General features: G+C 62.8%; 23 protein-coding genes. 14 read left to right on the top strand and 9 right to left on the bottom strand.

Features of this window, described 5'->3' with window-relative positions; translation table 11 throughout:
* The first annotated feature begins 1 nt into the window (after window position 1).
* From soxA (Q0X18_RS15645) to Q0X18_RS15585, 13 genes are all read left to right on the top strand, one after another.
* On the top strand, window positions 2-793 hold the full coding sequence (gene soxA, locus Q0X18_RS15645) for a sulfur oxidation c-type cytochrome SoxA (RefSeq protein WP_297563931.1): 792 nt from the start codon (window positions 2-4) through the stop codon (window positions 791-793).
* 9 nt (window positions 794-802) lie between these two features.
* Complete coding sequence (gene soxX, locus Q0X18_RS15640) at window positions 803-1,378, top strand: sulfur oxidation c-type cytochrome SoxX (RefSeq protein WP_297563930.1); 576 nt, start codon at window positions 803-805, stop codon at window positions 1,376-1,378.
* Window positions 1,379-1,436: 58 nt separating this feature from the next.
* Window positions 1,437-3,143: a thiosulfohydrolase SoxB gene (gene soxB, locus Q0X18_RS15635; RefSeq protein WP_297563928.1), complete on the top strand. Its 1,707-nt coding sequence runs from the start codon at window positions 1,437-1,439 to the stop codon at window positions 3,141-3,143.
* Window positions 3,144-3,162: 19 nt separating this feature from the next.
* Complete coding sequence (soxX, locus tag Q0X18_RS15630; RefSeq protein ID WP_297563927.1) at window positions 3,163-3,726, top strand: sulfur oxidation c-type cytochrome SoxX; 564 nt, start codon at window positions 3,163-3,165, stop codon at window positions 3,724-3,726.
* A 4-nt stretch (window positions 3,727-3,730) separates the two neighbouring features.
* Window positions 3,731-4,528 carry a sulfur oxidation c-type cytochrome SoxA gene (gene soxA, locus Q0X18_RS15625; protein WP_297563926.1) on the top strand — a complete coding sequence of 266 codons (798 nt, stop codon included), beginning with the start codon at window positions 3,731-3,733 and terminating at the stop codon, window positions 4,526-4,528.
* Between the two features lie 11 nt (window positions 4,529-4,539).
* Window positions 4,540-4,971 (top strand): rhodanese-like domain-containing protein, encoded by a 432-nt coding sequence (locus tag Q0X18_RS15620; RefSeq protein WP_297563924.1) that lies wholly within the window; start codon window positions 4,540-4,542, stop codon window positions 4,969-4,971.
* A gap of 9 nt (window positions 4,972-4,980) precedes the next feature.
* Window positions 4,981-5,847, top strand: coding sequence for a translation initiation factor 2 (locus Q0X18_RS15615; protein WP_297563923.1), 867 nt, complete (start codon window positions 4,981-4,983; stop codon window positions 5,845-5,847).
* A gap of 127 nt (window positions 5,848-5,974) precedes the next feature.
* A complete protein-coding gene (locus Q0X18_RS15610) occupies window positions 5,975-7,267 on the top strand; it encodes an FAD-dependent oxidoreductase (protein ID WP_297563922.1) in 1,293 nt (430 codons plus the stop codon).
* 59 nt (window positions 7,268-7,326) lie between these two features.
* Window positions 7,327-8,622, top strand: a complete 1,296-nt coding sequence (gene soxC / locus Q0X18_RS15605) for a sulfite dehydrogenase (protein WP_297563920.1) — start codon at window positions 7,327-7,329, stop codon at window positions 8,620-8,622.
* Entirely contained in the window at window positions 8,622-9,185 is a 564-nt protein-coding gene (locus tag Q0X18_RS15600; RefSeq protein ID WP_297564016.1) for a c-type cytochrome, read from the top strand. The genes soxC and Q0X18_RS15600 overlap by 1 nt, the downstream gene beginning before the upstream one ends.
* Window positions 9,186-9,194: 9 nt before the next feature.
* On the top strand, window positions 9,195-9,920 hold the full coding sequence (locus Q0X18_RS15595; RefSeq protein WP_297563919.1) for a Rieske 2Fe-2S domain-containing protein: 726 nt from the start codon (window positions 9,195-9,197) through the stop codon (window positions 9,918-9,920).
* Between the two features lie 16 nt (window positions 9,921-9,936).
* A complete protein-coding gene (locus tag Q0X18_RS15590; RefSeq protein WP_297563916.1) occupies window positions 9,937-10,605 on the top strand; it encodes a cytochrome c biogenesis CcdA family protein in 669 nt (222 codons plus the stop codon).
* A 12-nt stretch (window positions 10,606-10,617) separates the two neighbouring features.
* Window positions 10,618-10,914, top strand: coding sequence for a metal-sensitive transcriptional regulator (locus Q0X18_RS15585; RefSeq protein WP_297563913.1), 297 nt, complete (start codon window positions 10,618-10,620; stop codon window positions 10,912-10,914).
* Window positions 10,915-10,999: 85 nt separating this feature from the next.
* On the opposite strand, the gene Q0X18_RS15580 is transcribed toward Q0X18_RS15585, so the two are convergent.
* The 9 genes from Q0X18_RS15580 to glpX form a co-directional block, all read right to left on the bottom strand.
* Window positions 11,000-11,467 (bottom strand): cytochrome c, encoded by a 468-nt coding sequence (locus Q0X18_RS15580; RefSeq protein WP_374707538.1) that lies wholly within the window; start codon window positions 11,465-11,467, stop codon window positions 11,000-11,002.
* An 82-nt stretch (window positions 11,468-11,549) separates the two neighbouring features.
* Window positions 11,550-12,029: a YqhA family protein gene (locus Q0X18_RS15575; protein WP_297563911.1), complete on the bottom strand. Its 480-nt coding sequence runs from the start codon at window positions 12,027-12,029 to the stop codon at window positions 11,550-11,552.
* Window positions 12,026-12,949, bottom strand: a complete 924-nt coding sequence (fba, locus tag Q0X18_RS15570) for a class II fructose-1,6-bisphosphate aldolase (RefSeq protein WP_297563909.1) — start codon at window positions 12,947-12,949, stop codon at window positions 12,026-12,028. The genes Q0X18_RS15575 and fba overlap by 4 nt, the downstream gene beginning before the upstream one ends.
* Window positions 12,930-13,604 carry a ribulose-phosphate 3-epimerase gene (gene rpe / locus Q0X18_RS15565; protein ID WP_297563907.1) on the bottom strand — a complete coding sequence of 225 codons (675 nt, stop codon included), beginning with the start codon at window positions 13,602-13,604 and terminating at the stop codon, window positions 12,930-12,932. The genes fba and rpe overlap by 20 nt, the downstream gene beginning before the upstream one ends.
* A complete protein-coding gene (locus Q0X18_RS15560; protein WP_297563906.1) occupies window positions 13,597-14,565 on the bottom strand; it encodes a phosphoribulokinase in 969 nt (322 codons plus the stop codon). The genes rpe and Q0X18_RS15560 overlap by 8 nt, the downstream gene beginning before the upstream one ends.
* Entirely contained in the window at window positions 14,555-15,466 is a 912-nt protein-coding gene (cbbX, locus tag Q0X18_RS15555) for a CbbX protein (RefSeq protein WP_297563904.1), read from the bottom strand. The genes Q0X18_RS15560 and cbbX overlap by 11 nt, the downstream gene beginning before the upstream one ends.
* 11 nt (window positions 15,467-15,477) lie before the next feature.
* On the bottom strand, window positions 15,478-15,900 hold the full coding sequence (locus Q0X18_RS15550) for a ribulose bisphosphate carboxylase small subunit (RefSeq protein WP_297563903.1): 423 nt from the start codon (window positions 15,898-15,900) through the stop codon (window positions 15,478-15,480).
* Window positions 15,901-15,909: 9 nt separating this feature from the next.
* Window positions 15,910-17,352, bottom strand: coding sequence for a form I ribulose bisphosphate carboxylase large subunit (locus Q0X18_RS15545; protein WP_297563900.1), 1,443 nt, complete (start codon window positions 17,350-17,352; stop codon window positions 15,910-15,912).
* Window positions 17,353-17,364: 12 nt separating this feature from the next.
* Window positions 17,365-18,354 carry a class II fructose-bisphosphatase gene (gene glpX, locus Q0X18_RS15540; protein WP_297563899.1) on the bottom strand — a complete coding sequence of 330 codons (990 nt, stop codon included), beginning with the start codon at window positions 18,352-18,354 and terminating at the stop codon, window positions 17,365-17,367.
* An 83-nt stretch (window positions 18,355-18,437) separates the two neighbouring features.
* Here glpX and Q0X18_RS15535 point away from each other — a divergent pair, with 83 nt between their 5' ends.
* Window positions 18,438-19,331 (top strand): LysR family transcriptional regulator, encoded by an 894-nt coding sequence (locus tag Q0X18_RS15535; RefSeq protein ID WP_297563897.1) that lies wholly within the window; start codon window positions 18,438-18,440, stop codon window positions 19,329-19,331.
* Window positions 19,332-19,334 lie beyond the last annotated feature (3 nt).

The raw sequence follows: 19,334 nt of genomic DNA, 5'->3' as shown, positions 1-19,334 counted from the left end.
GATGGGTCGCTTCTGGCGTTTGGTAGGGGCGGTTGCTCTAGCCCTTTTTAGCCTGATGGTGCTGGCCCAGGAAGAAGATGATCCGGCCAAGGAGGCCGAGAAGCAGAAGAAGCAGCTTCTGGAGCAGAGCGGAGGGATTCTTCCCAGCGACCTGTATGTGGAGCAGGGCGAGCAGTTATTCAAAGCCAAGCGCGGGCCCAAGCAAGCGAGCCTCGAGGCCTGCGACTTTGGCCGGGGGCCGGGGAAGCTCGAGGGGGTGGTGGGGCGGCTGCCCCGTTACTTCTTCGATACCCGGCGCGTCGAAGACCTCGACTCGCGCATCCGCACCTGCATGATTCGCTTGCAGGGCTTCAAACCGGAGGAGATCAAGCGCAGCGATGTGGTAGCGATCGCGTTTTACCTGGCCTCGCTCTCCAACGAGCAGCCGGTAACGGTACGTCCCCTGATGCCCCAGGAGAAAAAGCTCTATGAGCTGGGCGAGCGGCTCTTTTATCTGCGGGCCGGCCCGCGCGATATGGGCTGTGCAACCTGCCACGTGACCTACGTAGGCAGGCGGGCGGGGGTGCTCCCCTACTCCGACATCCTCAAGGACAAACGTGCCGCCAGCCACTGGCCTGCCTTCCGCTACTCCAATGACCAGGCCTGGACCATGGCCGACCGCATCCGGGCTTGCTACAGCAACCTCAGCATGCCCGCACCCGACTTCTACTCCGAGCCCATCATCGCCCTGACCCTATTCATGAACGTGCAGGCCAACGGGGCCCGGATGGACTTGCCCGGTTTCATACGCTAGGAGGGTCTTGTGCAGCGCATCTATTTGCTTACGCTCCTGGTGCTCCTGGGTCTGGCGCTCGGGCAGACCGGCCCGTCTTACATTGACGCCGAGCTCCAGCGGTTGATTCAGGCAGGGGGGCAGAACTACTCCAACATCCTGCTCAGACAGGCCCCCGACCAGGCTCTGTGCTCCATCCACCGCAACAGGCTACCCGCTGATGTGTTGGGCCCCTTCATCGAGGCTCAGCGCCAGACCATCAAATACCCTGCCGACGGCAAACTGATGGGGGACTGGAAGCAGGGCGATGCCATCTTCAACACCCTGGCCCGCGGCAACTGCTTCTCCTGCCACGTGGGCTCTCCCCGCAACATTGGGGGCAATGTAGGGCCCAGCCTGGAGAAGTATGGCCAGCGCGGCACTTCTGAGGCAGTACAGAAGTACACCTACGAGGTGATTTACAACACCTGGGCCTACTTCCCCTGCACGGTGATGTACCGCTTTGGGCATAACGGACTGCTCAAGCCGGAGGAGATCGCCCATGTGGTGGCCTACCTGCTCGACCCGGCTTCGGACTTCAACACCAAACCGGCGCTGAAGCGCTAACGTTTCTCAAACTTCAACGCGTTCCCCGGCGGGCCTAGGCCTGGGGAAAGGAGGTTTTTTGACCCGACGTGAACTGATACAACTCATGCTGGCCTTGGGTATTACCTCTCCCAAAGCCTTCGCCCAGGCCATGGAACGCCCCGAGGCCCTATACGATCTGCCTCCTTTTGGCAACGTTACCCTCCTCTTTAACACCGACCTGCACGGCCAGCTGCGGCCCCACTATTTCATGGAGCCGCCCAACCTGCTGGCGGCCAAAGCCCTGGAGGGCAGGCCTGGCTACCTCACCGGCGAGGCATTTTTGCGCTACTACGGCATCCGGCGGGGTAGCCTCGAGGCCTACACCTTCGCCTCGGTGGACTTTGCAACCCTGGCCCAGCGGTTCGGGCCGATGGGGGGTGGGGCCTATATCGGGGCCCTGATCCAGCAGCAAAAAGCGCTGGCGGGCGAAAAGCGCACCCTGGTACTGGACGGCGGGGATACCTGGACCAACTCCGGTATCTCGCTTCTGACCAAGGGGCAGGTCATGGTGGATTGGATGAACCGGGTGGGCTTCGACCACATGGTCTTCCACTGGGAGTACACCCTGGGGCGTGCGCGCGTGGAGGAGCTGGTGCAGGCCCTGAAGGCTAAAATCATCAGCTTCAACATCGTGGACGACCTGTTTGGCGACCCCATCTACGAGCCTTACGCCATCCACGAAATCGGCGGCTATACCATAGGCCTGATTGGCTCAACCTTCCCCTATGTGAAGGTCTCACACCCCGAGGAGTTCTCCGAGGGGCTCTCCTTTGGCGTCCGGGAAAACGAGCTACAGAAGTATGTGGACGAGCTGCGGGGCAAGGGCGTAGACGCGGTGGTGATGCTCTCCCACAACGGCGTGCCGCTGGATCTGGCCCTGGCCGGGCGCATCAAGGGCCTGGATCTGATTCTGACTGGCCATACCCACGACTTCACCCCGGCGCCCATCCGGGTGGGCAATACCTGGCTGGTGGCCGGAGGTTCGGCGGGCAAGGCCGTGGTGCGGGTAGACCTACAGATGAAGAAAGGGGGGATTGCCGATATACGGGCCAAGACCCTGCCGGTAGCCACCAACCTGATCAAGCCCGACCCTGGGCTCGAGGCCTTCATCCGCGAAGCCTACGCCCCCCACCTGGACTACCTCGACCAGGTGCTGGGCACCACCGAGACCCTGCTGTACAAGCGCGACTCCACCTACTCCACCCTGGACGAGCTGGCCGGGCGGGCGGTTCGGGCGGCCTACCCCGAGGTAGAGGTAGCTTTCAGTACTGGCACCCGCTGGGGCACGGCCATTCTGCCGGGCCAGCCCATCACCATGGATAAAATCCTGGCCTTCACCGGCTTTACCTACCCCGAAGTCTATGTGTTCAAGCTCAAGGGCGAGCGCCTGCACGCCGTGCTCGAGGATGTAGCAGCCAACACCTTTAACCCCGATCCCTTCTACCAGCAGGGCGGCGACATGAGCCGGGTTTTCGGCCTCACCTACGATCTGGCAGTAAACGCCCCCACCGGCCAGCGCATCCGCAACGTGGCGATTCAGGGCCGCCGCCTCGATCCCAACCGGGAGTACACCCTGGCATCCTTTGGGGGTCGCCTCCAGCGCAGCGGCACCCTGGTGGAAAAATACACCCCCCGCCCCATCTACGACCTGATTGCCGAGTACCTCAAGCAGGTCAAGACCGTTAACATCCCCCCGCGCCCCAGTATGCGGGTGCTGGATCAGCGCTATGTACTGCCCGGATAACCATTGAGGAGGACAAGAAGTGAAGAAAAGGTATACCTTAGGAGTTTTAGTCGTGCTGCTGGCGGGGCTCACCCTTTCCCAGCAGGGCCCCTTTCAGCAGCGGGTGCAGCAGGCTATTCAGAGCGGCGGCAGTAAGTTTGCTGAGACCATGAAGCAAGATCCCGACCAGGCCCTGTGCTCGCAGTACCGCGACAAACTGCCCCCAGAGCTGGTAGGGGCCTTCCTCGAGCGCCAGCGGGCTCTGATTAAGTACCCCGCCGACGGCAAGCTGATGGGGGACTGGAAACAGGGCGAGGCCCTTTTCACCAATCCCCGCAAGGGTAACTGCTACGCCTGCCACACCGGCGACCCCAAGGAAGCAGGGGCCGGGCGGATGGGGCCAGGGCTGGTGAATTACGGACAGCGCGGCACCAGCGAGGCGGTGGTCAAGTACACCTACGACAAGATTTACAACGCCTGGGCTTCCATGCCCTGCTCGCTGATGTACCGGGCCGGCCACCACGGCATTCTGACCCCGGAGGAAACCGCCCACGTAACCGCTTTCCTGCTCGACCCGGCCTCGCCGGTCAATGCCAAGAGGTGATGTTATGCGCAACCGCAGCCTGTGGATTGGATTTTTGTTGGCGCTGGGGTTGGGCCTGAGCATCGCCCTCACCCAGCAGCAAGAAGTAGACCCCTACAAGGAAGCTGAGCGGCAGCGGGAGCTGTTCCGCCAGACTGCCGGCATCCTGCCCGGCGAGCTGTATGCCGCCCAAGGCGAAGAGCTTTTTGCCCAGAAGCGCGGCCCCAAGAACGCCAGCCTCGAGGCCTGCGACTTCGGCCTGGGGCCGGGGAAGCTCGAGGGCGCCCTGACGCAGCTCCCCCGTTACTTTGCCGATACCAGGCGGGTGGAGGACCTCGAGACGCGCATCGTGAGCTGCATGGTGCGGCTACAGGGCTTCAAACCCGAAGAAATCAAGCGCGATGATGTGAAAGCCCTCACCGCCTACGTGGCCTCCAAGTCCAGCGAGATGCCCATCAATGTGGTGCCCAAAACCTCCCAGGAGATCGCCATGTACAACCTGGGCCGCGAGCTGTGGTACCACCGGGCCGGCGACCGCGACATGAACTGCGCCATCTGTCACGATGCCTACGCCGGGGGCCGGGTGCGGCTCTCGCCGGTGCGCAGCCCGCGCCAGGGCTTATCCAACGAGTGGCCCGCCTACCGCTTCGAGGCCGACAAACTCTACACCCTGCAAGACCGCATCGCCTTCTGCTACGAGTCGGTGGGCATTCACCCGCCCGATCACTACTCCGAACCCATGATTGCCCTCTCCGTGTATATGCTGACCGAGGCCACCAAGGGCAAGAACACGTTCACCGAACTACCAGGGTTCACCCGCTAAAGGAGGCATCTATGCGTAGGGGTTGGATTGTGCTGGTACTGCTGGGTAGCCTGGGCCTGGCCCAGGAGATGAGCCCGGCCTCACTGCAGGAGATGGGCAACTTCATCAAGAAAACAAACCCCGCCAGCTACCTGCTCTACGCCGCCGAGGCCAAGGACTTTGTAGAGGTCTTCGAGCCTTTTATCCTGGACGTTCGCACCGCCGAGGAGCGCTCGAGGGGCTTCCTGCCCGGCTCGGTGCACATCCACATCAGCCAGCTACCCGACCGTCTGGGTGAGCTACCCAAAGAAAAAGATAAGCCCATCCTGGTCTATTGCGGCACCGGGCATGTCAGTGCGGTGGCGGCGGCCTATTTGCGGGCCCTGGGCTACCGCGAAGTCAAGAACCTGAATGGGGGTTTTCGGGCCTGGCTCGAGCTGGGCCTGCCGGTACAAAGACCCTAGAGGAGGCCTATGAAGATCAAGTGGACGCTGTTATTGGGTTTTATTCTCTCGCTATCGGCCCTGGCCCAGTCGCTGGAAACCACCCTGCGCGGGGTTAGCGTGGCCGAGGCCCAGGCCCAGGTCGAGGCCGCCGTTGGCGCCCAGGGGCTCAAGGTGGCCCGCACCCTGAACCTGGGTGGACAGGTCAAAAACTTCAAGGCCGACTTCCCCGACTACCTGCTGATGGTGCTCGAGCCCGAGGCCGGGGTGCTGGCTGCGGTGCAGGAAAACGTGATGACCGCCATCATCCTGCCCCCCACCATCTACGTGCACGCCGCCCGGCCTGGGATGGTCACGGTGGGCACCTTCGACCCCGACCTGATGTTTGCCATGCTGGGGGTCAAAAACACCAAGAGCCGGCTCTTGGGGGCCAAGCTCAAAGCGGTAATTGCCAGCCTGGGGCTGCCCCGTAAGGTGGCACCGGCCATGATGCCCGACCCCAGCTCCGGCATGATGCCAGCCCTGATGTACGTGGTCGAGGGGGGCAACGTGGATGAACTCACCCTCTTAATCGAAAGCGAGCTGGGGAATAACGGCCTCAACGTGCTGCCCTCGGTCAAGATGGGCGAGGTAGTCGGCATCCAGCCTTGCAAGAGCGAGTGGGCCTACGAGATGTTCATGGCCCAGCCTGCCGGTGGCTTTGCCGCGCCCTGCCGTTTCTTTGTGGCCCCCATGCCCGGCGGCGTGCTGGTAGGGGCCATTGAGCCCATGCTGATGGGTATCATGCCAGGCGTGGCGCAAAACCAGAAAACCATGGGCATGCTCCAGGAAGCCCGGCGGGTGATGAGCCAGATTCTGGAAGGGGTCGGCGGCCAACCCTATCGCCCCCGGCAATAGGCGCTATAACCCAACGTTATAGCTTTCGTGTGCTTGGATAAAATCTGTTAAACTTACGTCTAAGCCCAAGCACACGGAAGATACCGGAGAAGAGGCCTCCGGGGTGGCTCGGGTTATGGGAGGAAGCATGAGCAAGGTAACGCGTCGTAAGCTTCTAAAAGCGGGTGCGGCAGCGGGTGCGGCAGCGGGTGCGGCGGCAGCCAGCAGCGCCTTTGCCCAGGAGTTTTTCAGCAAGCCCAGCAGCGTGCTGGGGCCGGCCAGGGGCAACCGCGTGGTGATTATCGGCGGGGGCTGGGGTGGCGTGAGCACGGCCCGGCACCTGCGGCGCAAGAACCCCAACATCGAGGTAGTGTTGATCGAGAAAAACCCCGCCTTCATGTCCTGCCCTATGAGTAACCTGTACCTGGGCGGGGTGAAGGATCTCGACTTCATCGTCTTCGATTACACCAATGTGGCCAAGGCTGGGGTCACCATCATCAACGAGCGGGCCATCGAGGTCAACCGGGCGGGCCGCTATGTGCGTACCACCAGCGGCCTGGTCTTCTACAACTACCTGGTGGTCTCGCCCGGCATTGACTACATGTACGAGGCCATCCAGGGCTACAGCGAGGTCAAGCAGTTCCTACCAGTGGGCTTCAAGCCCTGGGAGCACATCGCCCTCAAACGCCAGCTCGACAACTTCGAGGGCGGCGATCTGGTGCTGGCCATCCCCAAGCCGCCCTACCGCTGCCCCCCAGGGCCTTATGAACGGGCGGCCATGCTGGCCTACTACCTCAAGACCAACCAGATCAAGGGCAAGGTGATTGTGCTGGACGCCAACCCCGGCCCCGTCTCCAAAGGCCCTGGCTTTATTGCCGCCTACAACGATCTCTACAAAGACTACATCCAGTACATTCCTCAGGCCGAGGTCACGGCCATTGACTACGCCAGGAAGGAAGTCAAGACCCCCCTGGGCGAGTTCAAGTTCGACATGGCTAACATCATCCCGCCCATGAAAGCTGGCGAAATTGTACGCACGGCAGGGCTGGGCGACCGCTGGGCCAACGTGCGGCTACCTTCGTTCCTCTCCGAGCGGGACGACCGGGTTTACATCATCGGCGACGTGATTGGCAACGTGCCCTACCCCAAGAGCGGGCAGGTGGCCTACAACGACGGCAAGATCATCGCCGAACACATCGCCCAGCGCATTGCTGGCAAGCGCCCGGATGAGATTGCCAACCCGCTGCCCGACAACATCTGCTATAGCTTTGTAAGCAGCGAGGAGTCCATCTGGGTCTCGCATAAGCACAACTGGGACGAGGCCACCCGGCAGATTCGGCAGCAGTCCACTGTAGATAACAACCGTTCCAAGCCCAATGGCGCACTGGCCCTGGAGTGGGCTCGAGGCCTGTGGGGCGACATGTTTGGCCCAGGTGCTTGAGCCTGGGGCACGGGGTGGGGGCTGCGTCTACCCCACCCCATCCAAGGAGAACATACCGGATGAACCGTCGTAAACTGTTGCAACTCCTGAGCAAAGGGGCGGCTGCCGGAGCCTTTGTAAAGCTCTCCGGGGGTCTGGCCCAGAGCAAAATTCCCCAAGGCGCTACCGACACCATGAAGGTGTTGGGGACTACCCTGCGCGAGTATGGCGAGCGCAGCGAGTTTGAAAAGGACGTGATTCGCTATATCTCGCCCAACCTGCGCAGCCGCCACACCGGCGCCGACTTTTCCCCGTTGGAGAAGCTCGAGGGCGTCATTACCCCCAGCTCGCTGCATTTCGAGCGGCACCACGGGGGCGTGCCCAACGTGAACCCGGCCGACTACCGGCTGGTAATTCACGGGATGGTCGAGCGGCCCCTGATGTTCACCCTGCAAGACCTCAAGCGCCTGCCCTCGGTCACCCGTACTTACTTCATCGAGTGCGCCGGCAACGGCCAGAACGGCTACCGCAACCCCCCCGACATGACCCTGACCGCCACCCGCAGCCGGGGCCTGGTCTCCAACTCTTCCTGGACGGGGGTGCCCCTTTCGATTCTGCTCAAGGAAGCGGGCCTCAAGGAAGGCGCCCGCTGGCTAATTCCCGAGGGGCAGGACGCTGCCGCCTATACCCGCAGCCTGCCGCTGGAAAAGGCCCTGGACGATGTGCTGGTGGCCTACGCCCAAAACGGCGAGGCCATCCGGCCCGAGCAGGGCTATCCAGTGCGCCTGGTGGTGCCGGGCTGGGAGGGGAGCATCCAGGTCAAGTGGCTGCGGCGTATCCAGGTGACCGACACCCCGGTGATGAGCAAGGACGAGACCTCGGAATACACCGACGTGATGGCCGACGGCAAAATCTATGCCTTTACCTGGGTGATGGATCCGGAGTCCATCATCACCTATCCTTCGGGGTTGCAGCAGATTTCGCGGGGCTTCCACGAGATTCGCGGCCTGGCCTGGAGCGGCCACGGGCGCATCCGCCGGGTGGAGATCTCGCTGGACGGGGGCAAAACCTGGAAACAGGCCAGCCTCGAGCCCGCCCCCGATGCGCTCTCGGTGGTGCGCTTCAAGTACAACTGGGTCTGGGATGGCCGCGAGACGGTTATCATGAGCCGGGCCTGGGACGAAAAAGGCAACACCCAGCCCACCCAGGAGGAGTTTTTCGCTAAGTGGGCCCGCAACAACCGCTACCACTACAACGCCATCCAGGCCTGGCGGATTGGGGCCGATGGCAAGGTGGTCAATGGTGACAAGACCCTGGCCGGAGCCCCCGCCCGGCTCGGCGCGGTGGGTCGGGGCGGCTGTGGAGGTGAATCGTGATGCGGCGCAAGTGGTTCTATGTGGCCCTTTCGGCCCTGGCCCTCTCGGCTTTGGTGCTGGCCCAGGGGCGCTACCAGATTGGCACCCCACTCAGCGAGCAGGAGGTGCAGGAGTGGAACATCCGACCCTCCATCCTGGCCAACGGGGTGGGGCTGCCCCCCGGCCAGGGCACGGTAGATGAGGGGGCTAAGGTCTATGCCACCCACTGTGCGAGCTGCCACGGCGCTGCCGGCGAAGGGGGGGCCTTTACCCGGCTGGTCTCCGAGCCCTTCCCCATCACCAAAGAGGTGGACTCGGTGGACTTTGCCATCGGGAACTACTGGCAGTACGCCACCACCCTCTTCGACTACACCCGCCGGGCCATGCCCTTTGCCACGCCGGGCATCCTCAGCAACGACGAGGTGTATGCAGTGGTGGCCTACATCCTGTATCAGAACGGGGTCATTGACGGCAGTGAGCCCATGAACGCCCAGACCCTGCCCAAGGTGCAGATGCCGGCCCGCGCCCTGTTGGAGCTCGACCCCAACACCCAGAAACGCTTCCCCTGGATCAGGCTCCCCTAGAGGTTAAGCATGGATCGACGCAATTTTCTCGACCTGCTGGCCAAAGGTACCTCCCTGGGCCTGCTGCTCAAGCTTTCGCCTTTGGGAATGCTCGAGTTCGTGCAGGCCCAGTCCAGCGCCACTAGCTTCCCCAAAGCCCTGCTAGTGGACAAGGCCGGCAACCCCCTCAAGCTGAGCACCCTCAAGCCCCACGAGCCCTTTGTTTTTGCCTATCCCTTTGCAGCCACCCCCAACATCCTGGTCAATGTGGACGCCGAGCTCTCCCCGGTGGACGTGAAGATGCCGGACGGTAAGAACTACCGCTGGCCTGGTGGGGTGGGCAAGGGCAAGAGCATCGTGGCCTATACCAGCATCTGCCCGCACGCCTACAGCTACGCTGCCCCCAACCTGGGGGCCATGGGCTACTACAAGCCCGAAGGAAACCGCGGCCCCCGGATGGTCTGCTGCTCACACCTTTCGGCTTTCGACGTGACCCGGGGCGGCGAGGTCAAAGGGGGGCCCGCCCCCCACGCCCTGGCTGCGGTGGTGCTCGAGTACGACGCTGCCAAGGACGAAGCCTACGCCATGGGCTTTTTAGGCAATCCCCAGTTCGATGAGTTCTTCCGGGCCCAGAACCAGGCCCTGCGCGACCTGTTCCGCACCACCGCCCGGGCCCGCGAAGAGGTGAGCAAAGCCACCGTCATCCCCTACGCCGAGCACACCAAAGTGCCCACGACCTGCCCGGTCTTGGGGTAGTCCTCGAGCCCAGACCATGACCCTGAGCCTCCCCATCGCTTTCCTGGCAGGAATCCTCTCGTTCCTGTCGCCCTGTGTGCTCCCCCTGGTGCCCACCTACCTGCTATACCTGGGGGGACAGCAGGGCCGCCCCATCCGCAACGCCCTCTTCTTTGTGCTGGGCTTTTCGGCCATCTTCTTTTTGCTGGGCCTGCCCTTTACCCTGCTGGGGGGCTTGCTCTTCGAGTACCGCGACCTGCTGGGGCGCATTGGGGGCGGGGTGCTCATCCTGCTGGGGCTCTATATGCTGGGCCTCAAGCCCAAGTGGGGGGTGAACCTGCGCTACCAGGGCCCCACCGACCGCCCCTGGGGGGCCTTCGTGCTGGGCATCGTGCTGGGGCTGGGCTGGACACCCTGCATTGGCCCCATTTTGGGGGGCATCCTCACCCTCACCGCCACCGGCGGGGGCATCCATCTGCTGGTGGCCTACATCCTGGGGCTGGCCGTGCCCTTTATGTTGGTGGCCCTTTTTGCCGAACGGGCTCGAGCCTTCCTGAGGCGCGCCGCCCGGCTTTCCCATGCGGTGGAAATTGTGGCGGGTGTGGTGCTGATCGCGGTAGGGATTCTCCTGCTTACCGGCACCTACACCCAGCTCAACAGCTTCTTCCTCAAGATAACCCCCGAGTGGCTGCAAGAGCGGCTGTGAGCGGAGGGGCCAATGAACCCTGGCAAATCCAAGCTAGACCGCCCGCTTACCGACCCCGAAGCCCTGGAAGGCATCCTCCGGCGCTTCAAGCGCATCGAGGGGCAGGTACGCGGCTTGCAGCGGATGGCCGAGGAAGGACGCCCTCTGGGCGAGCTACTGGATCAGATCAACGCAACCCGTAAGGCCATGGACTCGGTGGCCAGCGTGGTGCTGGAAGAATACCTGAATGCCTGGGAGGCGCAGGCCGCGGCGGGCGATGCCGAGCTTAGCAAAGGCCACATCGCCATGATTCTGCGCAAGATAATCTGACCACCCCAACCCCTGCACTGGATACAATGAGGTTCTGATAAAAAACACCCAGACCCGCGGGCCTGGGTGTTTTTGTTGTGTGGGTTTACTTCAAGCCCAGCTTGTTGCGGGCCTCGAGCACCTGCGCAGCCGTCATGGTTTTGGCGCGCTGGGCTTTGACCTCAGCCGCGGTAAAGGCTTGCTGGCCCGCGGGGAACTTGTTGCCCCACTGGGTGGAGATGTGGTTAAGCAACCCCGCGATATCTTCATCCTTGAGCTGGGCATAGGCGGGCATGGCCCCCTGGTATTTGGCCCCCTTGATGGTAATCTGCCCTTGCAGGCCATGGAGCAGCACCTGGATCAGGAACTCGCGGCCACCCTTGGCGGCCAGAATCTCGGGTACGTGGCCCGCCAGCGGGGGGAAGACCCCAGGGATACCGGCGCCGGTGGGCTGGTGGCAGCCCTGGCACTGGGCGTAGAGGGGGCTGGCCTGGGCTGCAGCCGTCTGCAGAACACCCAAGCCCAGCACTAGCGTGGCCGAGGCAAGCAGCAGGGAAATATTACGTTTGATCAAGTTGTATCACCTCCAGCTTATAGTATGAACAGCCAGATTCCGTTTGCAAGCCACCTGGGGTTATCAAAGGGATAACTAAAGGTTATTTGCCGGACTTTTCGGCCTGTACCAGCCACAAGGCCGCCCCCAGCAGGGCCACTGCACCGGCATAGAAGAGGAAGTCGAGGGCGGCTTTGGGCGCAAAGGCCTGGGCCTTCTCGAAAAACTTGACGATCAGAATCATCAGGATCACCTGGCCGAGCTTGGTCTTGAGGTCGTTGAGGCTTTTAACCACCAGCACGTTGTTAAGGCCCCCCTCGGGCCGCCGGATATCGGCGATAAAGAGCTCGTACAGGCCCAGGGCAAAGATGATGAGCACCGAGGCCAGCAGGGCCAGGTCTACGGCCCCCACCATCAGGGGCAGGGCTTTATCCAGGCTCCCCGAGCCCAGGGCCCGCCAGACCTCGAGCCCCGTCTGCACCGCAAAATAGACGGCCCCGGCCAGAAGCCCCACCACCGGCAGCAGCATCACCCAGCGGGCGTTCCAGAGTAGGTTCTGAATGGCCTGCTCAAGGCGGTTCACGCGCGGCCCACCGTGCCCATCAGCTCGAACTTTTCTTTGATGACCTGCTTGAGGTAGTCCCGCCCCTTACCCAGGATTTTGCGGGGGTCGAACTCTTTGGGGTTGCCCACCACCACCTCGCGGATGCCAGCGGTGAGGGCCAGGCGCAGGTCGGTGTCAATGTTAATTTTAGCGATGCCGTTGGGAATGGCTTTTTTTACGTCTTCGTCGTGGATACCGGTGGGGTCGCCCAGGTCGGCCCCGGTAGCAGCCATCTTGTCCTTGAGCCACTGCGGCACGCCCGAGGAGCCGTGCAGCACCAGCGGCAGGGAGACTTTGGCGGCGATCTGCTCGAGGCGGGCGTGGTCAATGTAGGGCCGCCCCTTGCCCTTGTAGGCCCCGTGGGAGGTGCCGATGGCGATGGCTAAGTAGTCAATCCCGGTGGCCTCCACAAAGCGCGCGGCCTCGTCGGGGTCGGTGAGGAAGGCATCTTTGGCATCTACCACGATGTTGTCCTCGATACCCTGCAGGCGCCCCAGCTCGGCCTCCACGCTCACCCCCACGGCATGGGCCGCCTCCACGCACTTTTTGGTCTCGTGCACGTTTTCCTCGAAAGGATGGTGCGAGGCATCTATCATCACGCTGGTAAACCCAGCCCGGAGGGCCTGCAAGACCATCTTGTAATCGGCTCCGTGGTCGAGGTGCAGCACCACCGGAACGCTGACCCGGCTGGCCATATCCCGCACCAGGTTGGACAGGTTCTCCAGCCCGGCGTACTTGCGGGCCCCATCCGAGACCTGGATGAAGACCGGGGCCCGGAGGGCCTCGGCGGTCTCGAGGATGGCCTGGGTGATCTCGAGGTTGTTGGTGTTGAAGCTGGGCACAGCATAGCCTTCGCGCCGTGCTTTTTCGAGAACGTCTTTACCTAGAGCCAGCGGCATATACCTCTCCCATCAGTTTTTCCATATTTTCGGCCACAGGCCGGTTATTAAACAAGGCGCTGCCGACCACCACCACATCGGCCCCGGCCCGGAACACCTCGGCCACATTCTCGGGCTTGATACCCCCGTCTACCTGGATCAGGCAGGCCGGGTTCAGGTGCTGGCGCAGGCCGCTCAGCCGGCGGATGCGCTCGGTGCTGGCGGGGATGTACTTTTGCCCACCAAAGCCGGGGTTCACGCTCATCAGGAGGGCCAGGTCGAGTTCGGGCAGCAGGGGTAGCAAAGCCTCGAGGGGCGTGCCGGGGTTGATAGCCAGACCGGCTTTCTTGCCCAGTTCTTTGATCTGCTGCACCGCCCGGTGGGCGTGAGGGGTGGCCTCGTGGTGCACCGTAATCCAGTCGGCCCCGGCCCGGGCGAAGTCGGCTATGTAGCGCTCGGGCTCCACAATCATCAGGTGCACGTCCAGGGGCAAGGCGGTGACCTTGCGGATGGCTTCCACCACCAGCGGGCCAAAGGTCAGGTTGGGCACGAAGCGCCCGTCCATCACGTCCAGGTGAATCCAGTCCACCCCCGCCGCCTCGGCCTCGCGGATCTGTTCGCCCAGGCGGGCAAAATCGGCGGTGAGGATGGACGGGGCTACCAGGAGTTTAGGCATAGGCCAGGGCTCCTTTCTGGATGGCTTGCTCGCGCATATGTACCAGATAATACGCGATAACCAGTTGAGTCAGGGCCAGTGGGTAGCTCTGCCCCCCTTTGTCCCAGAAAGTGCCAATAAGTTCGGGGTTGAAGTGCTCGGCGTGCTGGCCGAGTTGCTCCCAGATCAGGCGTTCGAAGACGGCAGCCCGCTCTGGCTCCATGCCCCCCGAGATATCCAGCACGTCGGCTTCTTTGCGGGCCTCGAGCCGGATGACCGAGGGTTCGTCCTCGTAGGCCGAGTGCAGCACCTCGGTCAGGTCGAGTTTGGGCAGGCTGCGCTTGAGGGTAATGCGCACCGAGAGGGTGCTGGGTTTCTCGGGGTCGTAGCCGGGGGGCCGATAGAAGCGCACCACGATGTCGGCGTACTCCTTCTGCGGCCAGATATAGGCTTTGGAGTCCGGCATACGCCGCTCGATATCGGCTACTACCTGCTCGGGGGTGTAGCCGCGCTTGCTCACATCGCGCTTGACCTTCCACTCCCGGCGCAGGTCTTCCTCGGGGTCGATGTAGACCTTAAGGTGGTAGCGTTCGCGCATGGGCTGAGAAAACAGGGTGAGTAGGCCCTCGAGTACCACCGCCCGGGGAATATGCCGATTTCCCTCGGCGATGGGCCGGGGGGCCGGGATGTACACCGGTGGGTCGAAGGTACCGGTGGAGTGGTTGTATACCGGCTTCAAGATGGGCTCGCCCAGCGAGAGCAGCCGCACGTGCTGCTCCATGATGTCCATGTAGTTGCACTCCGGGTTGAGCGGGGTGATTTGCAGCTCTGCCCGCTGTTTACGGTCGTACTTGTGGTAGTCGTCCACGCAGATATTGGTGGTGCGCTCCTGCCCCAGCAAGCGAGCGATGCCGCTGCTGATGGTGGTCTTGCCCACCCCCGAATCGCCTGCGATGCCCAGCATAAAAGGTCTATGGGGCATGCTCCCCTCCTTTCTCTAACTCCTGGCACTCCAGAAATACCTGGCTGGCCCGGATGTCGGCTTCCTCGATGCGGCGCAGGTCATCGGTGGAGACCTGCCCCCCCCGTTCGAACAGGCGACGGGCCTGGCGCAGCTTGAAGCGATCAATGGCGTTGCGGATGCTACGGGCATTGGCAAAGTTGGGCAGTCGCATCCGGCAGGCCACGTACTCGGAAAAAGCCTGGGCTGCCGCTTCGCTCAGATAATAGTTCTGCTCGCGAAGCATCAATTGCCCAATGGCCACCAGTTCGTCGTGGGAATAGTCGGGGAACTGAATGTGGTGGGCAATGCGCGAGCGCATACCGGGGTTCAAGCTGAAGAACTGCTCCATCTTATCGGCGTAGCCCGCCAGCACCACCACCAGGTCTTCCCGCTGGTTTTCCATCACCTGCAACAGAATTTCGATGGTCTCCTGACCGTAGTCCCGCTCGTTCTCCGAGCGGTACAGGCTGTAGGCCTCGTCAATAAAGAGCACCCCGCCCATGGCCCGCTTCAGCACCTCTTTGGTTTTGGGTGCGGTGTGGCCGATGTACTGGCCTACCAGATCGTCGCGGCTGGCCACCACCAGGTGGTCGCGCCGGATGTAGCCCAGGCGGTTCAGGATGGTGGCCATGCGCATCGCCACGGTGGTCTTGCCGGTACCAGGGTTGCCCGTAAAGGCCATGTGCAGCACCGGGCGCGACCCCCCCAGGCCCAGCTCACGCCGCAGCTTGTCCACCACCAGATAGGCTGCAATCTCGCGGATGCGCCCTTTGACCGGGGCCAGCCCAATCAACTCCTGGTCGAGTCGCTCCAGCACCTCGGGCACCCCGGTTTCCTGGAGCAGGGTCTTAAGGTCGGCAGCGTGCTGGGTCTCGGTCATGGTGGGCCTCGCTAGTAGCGTTCTCCGGCGGGTTTATCGGTGGCGTAGGGCTCGAGGCCGTACTTCTGCACCCGCCCGTCCGACCACAGGGTGCGCTTGAGGCGGAAGCCAGGGTCGTCCTGGGTGGGCCGGTGGGCGATGAAGCTCACCCGCTGGGCCTGCCACATGGGACTGGAATCAAAGCCGTTGATCTTGATGTAGTGGTTTGGAAAGGCTTCGCGGCACTTCTTGAACTCGAACATGGCCGCGGCTGCGTCCTTGAGGTCGAACATGGGCAGGCCCCACATCAGCCAGTAGGTGTTGTAGGGGTGGGGGTCGTCGGTGTACTCGATGGAGACCGACCAGCCATTGCGCAGGATGTAATCAATCTGCTTTTCGATTTGCTCGTCGGTCAGGTCGGGCAGGAAAGAAAAAGTTCCTTGGTGGATACGCATAAAACCTCCTCACAGGGTGGGCGTGGGCAGCACATCGGCGGTGTCGGTGGAGGTGTAGTCGAAGGTGACATCCTTCCAGAGCTCGAGGGCCGCCGCCAGAGCAGGGGAATTTTTGGCCGCTTCCCGCAAAATCTGCGGACCTTCGTTCAGGTAATCGCGGCCTTCGTTGCGGGCCATCACCATGGCCTCGAGGGCCACGCGGTTGGCGGTTGCGCCTGCCGCAATACCCATGGGATGGCCGATAGTACCCCCACCAAACTGCAGCACCACATCGTCGCCGAACAGATCCAAAAGCTGGTGCATCTGGCCAGCATGGATGCCGCCCGAGGCCACCGGCATCACCGCCGGCAGGTAGCCCCAGTCCTGCTCAAAGAAAATGCCCTTGACCGGGTCGGGCTTGACATGTTGCAGGCGCAGGATGTCGTAGTAGCCGCGGGTCAGGTTGGGGTCGCCCTCGAGCTTCCCCACCGCCGTACCAGCGTGGATGTGATCCACCCCCAGCATCCGCATCCACTTGGCCAGCACCCTGAAGCTGATACCGTGCGACTTCTGGCGGGTAAAGGTGGCGTGGGAGGCCCGGTGCAGGTGCAGAATCATGCCGTTCTTATGGCACCACTTGGAAACCGACTGCAGGGCGGTATACCCCATGGTCAGGTCTACCATCACGATGACTGAACCAATCTCTTTGGCGTACTCGAGGCGCTCGTAGACCTGCTCCATGTCGCCTGCCGTCACGTTCATGTAGTGGCCCTTGCGCTCACCGGTCATCTGCTCAGCCCGCATCACCGCCTCCTGGGCGTAGTTGAAGCGGTCGCGCCAGCGCATGAAAGGCTGGGAGTTGATGTTTTCGTCGTCCTTGGTGAAGTCGAGCCCGCCTACCAGGGCCTCGTAGACCACCCGGCCATAGTTGCGGCCCGAAAGCCCCAGCTTGGGTTTGACGGTGGCGCCCAAAATGGGGCGGCCATACTTGTTCAGGAGGTCGCGCTCCACCGGGATGCCGTGGGGCGCCCCCAGGAAGGTCTTGAGGTAGGCCACCGGCACCCGCAGGTCTTCCAGCCGCAGCGCCTTGAGGGCTTTGAAACCAAACACGTTGCCGATGATGGAGGAGGTCATGTTGGCGATGGAGCCTTCCTCAAACAGCGCCAGGTCGTAGGCAATCCAGGCGAAGTACTGCTCAGGGTTACCGGGCACCGGCTCCACCCGGTAGGCCTTGGCCTGGTAGCGCTCGAGGGTGGTCAGACGATCCGTCCAGACCACCGTCCAGGTCGCGGTGCTGGACTCCCCCGCCACCGCCGCAGCGGCCTCTTCGGGCTCCACGCCCGGCTGTGGGGTGATGCGGAAAAGGGCAATGGTATCGGTTTCTTTGGGTTCGTAGTCGGGCTGCCAGTAGCCCATCTCGCGGTACTCCACCACACCGCCCTTTTTGTATTTGGCCTCTTTATCTTGAATCACCTTAAACCTCCTTCAGTAAAGCTCTCCGCTAATCGCCCGCAGTTTCTCCAGGCGATGGTGCGACTCGATGTAGCGCAGGGTGCCGGTGTGGCCCCGGATCACCAGGCTGTGGGTTAGGGCATAGGCACCCCTGTAGCGCACGCCGCGCAAAAACTGCCCGTCGGTGATACCGGTGGCGGCAAACTGGGTGTCCTCGGCGGGGCAAAGCTCCTCGAGGGTGTAGATACGCTGGGTGCTGTACTCGCTGTTGACCAGGGCCCAGCGCTCCTCCTCGCTCTGGGGGTCGAGCCGCATCTGCATCCCCCCGCCCAGGGCCTTGACCGCTACCGCCGCAATAACCCCTTCGGGAGTTCCGCCCGTGCCCATCAGCACGTCAATACCGGTATCGGGCAGCACCGCAGCCAGGGCCCCGCCAACATCCCCATCGGTATGCAGGCTGACCCGCGCCCCGGCATAGCGAATCTGGTCTATGAGCCGGGCGTGGCGGGGTTTGTCCAGCACGAACACCGTCATCTCCCGCACCTTCTTGCCCAGGGCTTTGGCAATCGCGCGCAGGTTCTCCTCGGGGCTAGCGGCCAGATCAATAGCCTCCTTTGCTTCGGGCCCTACCACCAGCTTGGCCGCGTAAAAGCCAGGGCCGGGGTTGAAGAGCCCGCCCCTTTCCGCCGCAGCAATCACGCTGATGGCCCCACCCCGCCCGTGGGCCACCAGCCGGGTGCCCTCGATGGGATCCACGGCCAGGTCGGTCTCGGGGCCCTGGCCGGTGCCCAGTTCTTCGCCGTTGTAGAGCATGGGGGCCTTGTCTTTCTCGCCCTCGCCGATGACCACTCGAGCCCGCATGGGAATGCTGCCCAGGAGCAGCCGCATGGCATCTACCGCAGCCTGGTCGCCGTCGTTCTTGTTGCCCAGCCCCACCCAGCGGGCCGCCGCCAAAGCTGCGGCCTCGGTGCTGCGCACCAGATCCAACGACAGGTTACGGGTAGGGCGTTCGATGGCCAGCATATCTCACCTCCTGGTAGGCCCAGAGTAGGCATTTGTGACAAATAGTGCAAGTTTTATTTACAAGTTTTTGATAACATATGCTTATGATTGAACGGCGCCCCTTTCCCAATCCCCAGGCCCTGCGGGTATTTTTGTGCGTGGTACAGGAGGGCAGCGTGGGCCGCGCAGCCCTGAGCCTAGGCATGACCCAGCCGGGAGTAAGTCAGCACCTGCGGGCCCTGGAGCAGCAAATCGGCCAGCCGCTTTTTCTGCGCCAGGGTCGGCGCCTGATACTGACCAAGGTGGGCCAGAACTTGCTGCCAGAAGCCCGGCGTGCCATAGAGGCGCTGGAAAGTTTTATGCAAGCAGCTCAGGCCTTAGAGCGCCTCGAGACCGGGCGGGTGGAGATTGGTGCCGCGACTACCATGGCGGTGTATGTGCTGCCGCGTTACCTAACCGAGTTCAAGCGGCTGTACCCGGACATTCGCATCAAGCTAGAGAGTGGCAGCTCCGAACGCCTGACCCAACAGCTGGTGCAAGGTGAAATTGAGCTGGCCGTGGTGGAGGCCATCGAGCACCTGCCAGGCTTCCAGCGGCAACTCTTTTACGAGGATGAGCTGGTGGTCATCGTGCCCCCCGAGCACCCCTGGGCCCGAAAGGACGAAATCGCCCCCGAGTTGCTGGCCGAAGTTCCGCTCATCGTGCGGGAGCCTGGGGCCATGACCTACCGGGTATTGGGATCGGCCCTGGAGCAGGCCGGCCTCGAGGTCAACCCCATCTTCTACACCGACAACCACGAGGTCACCAAGCGGCTGGTGCTCGAGGGGGCCGGGGTGGGTATCGTTTCCAATGTGGTGGTGCGGCCCAACGTCAAGGTGGGCAACCTGCGGGCGTTGCGGATTAAGGGCATGGAGTTGCGGCGGCTTTTCTGGCTGATCTACCCTGAAGAGCTGGGCAACCCCGCCGCCGAAGCCTTGCGGGATATGCTGCTTTCCTGAGCA

Origin of the sequence: Meiothermus sp. (assembly GCF_026004075.1) — a bacterium.
In the GTDB taxonomy this organism is placed as follows: Bacteria; Deinococcota; Deinococci; order Deinococcales; family Thermaceae; genus Meiothermus.
The sequence above is the reverse complement of the archived record's forward strand: the minus strand, read 5'-3'. Positions and strand labels throughout refer to the sequence as shown.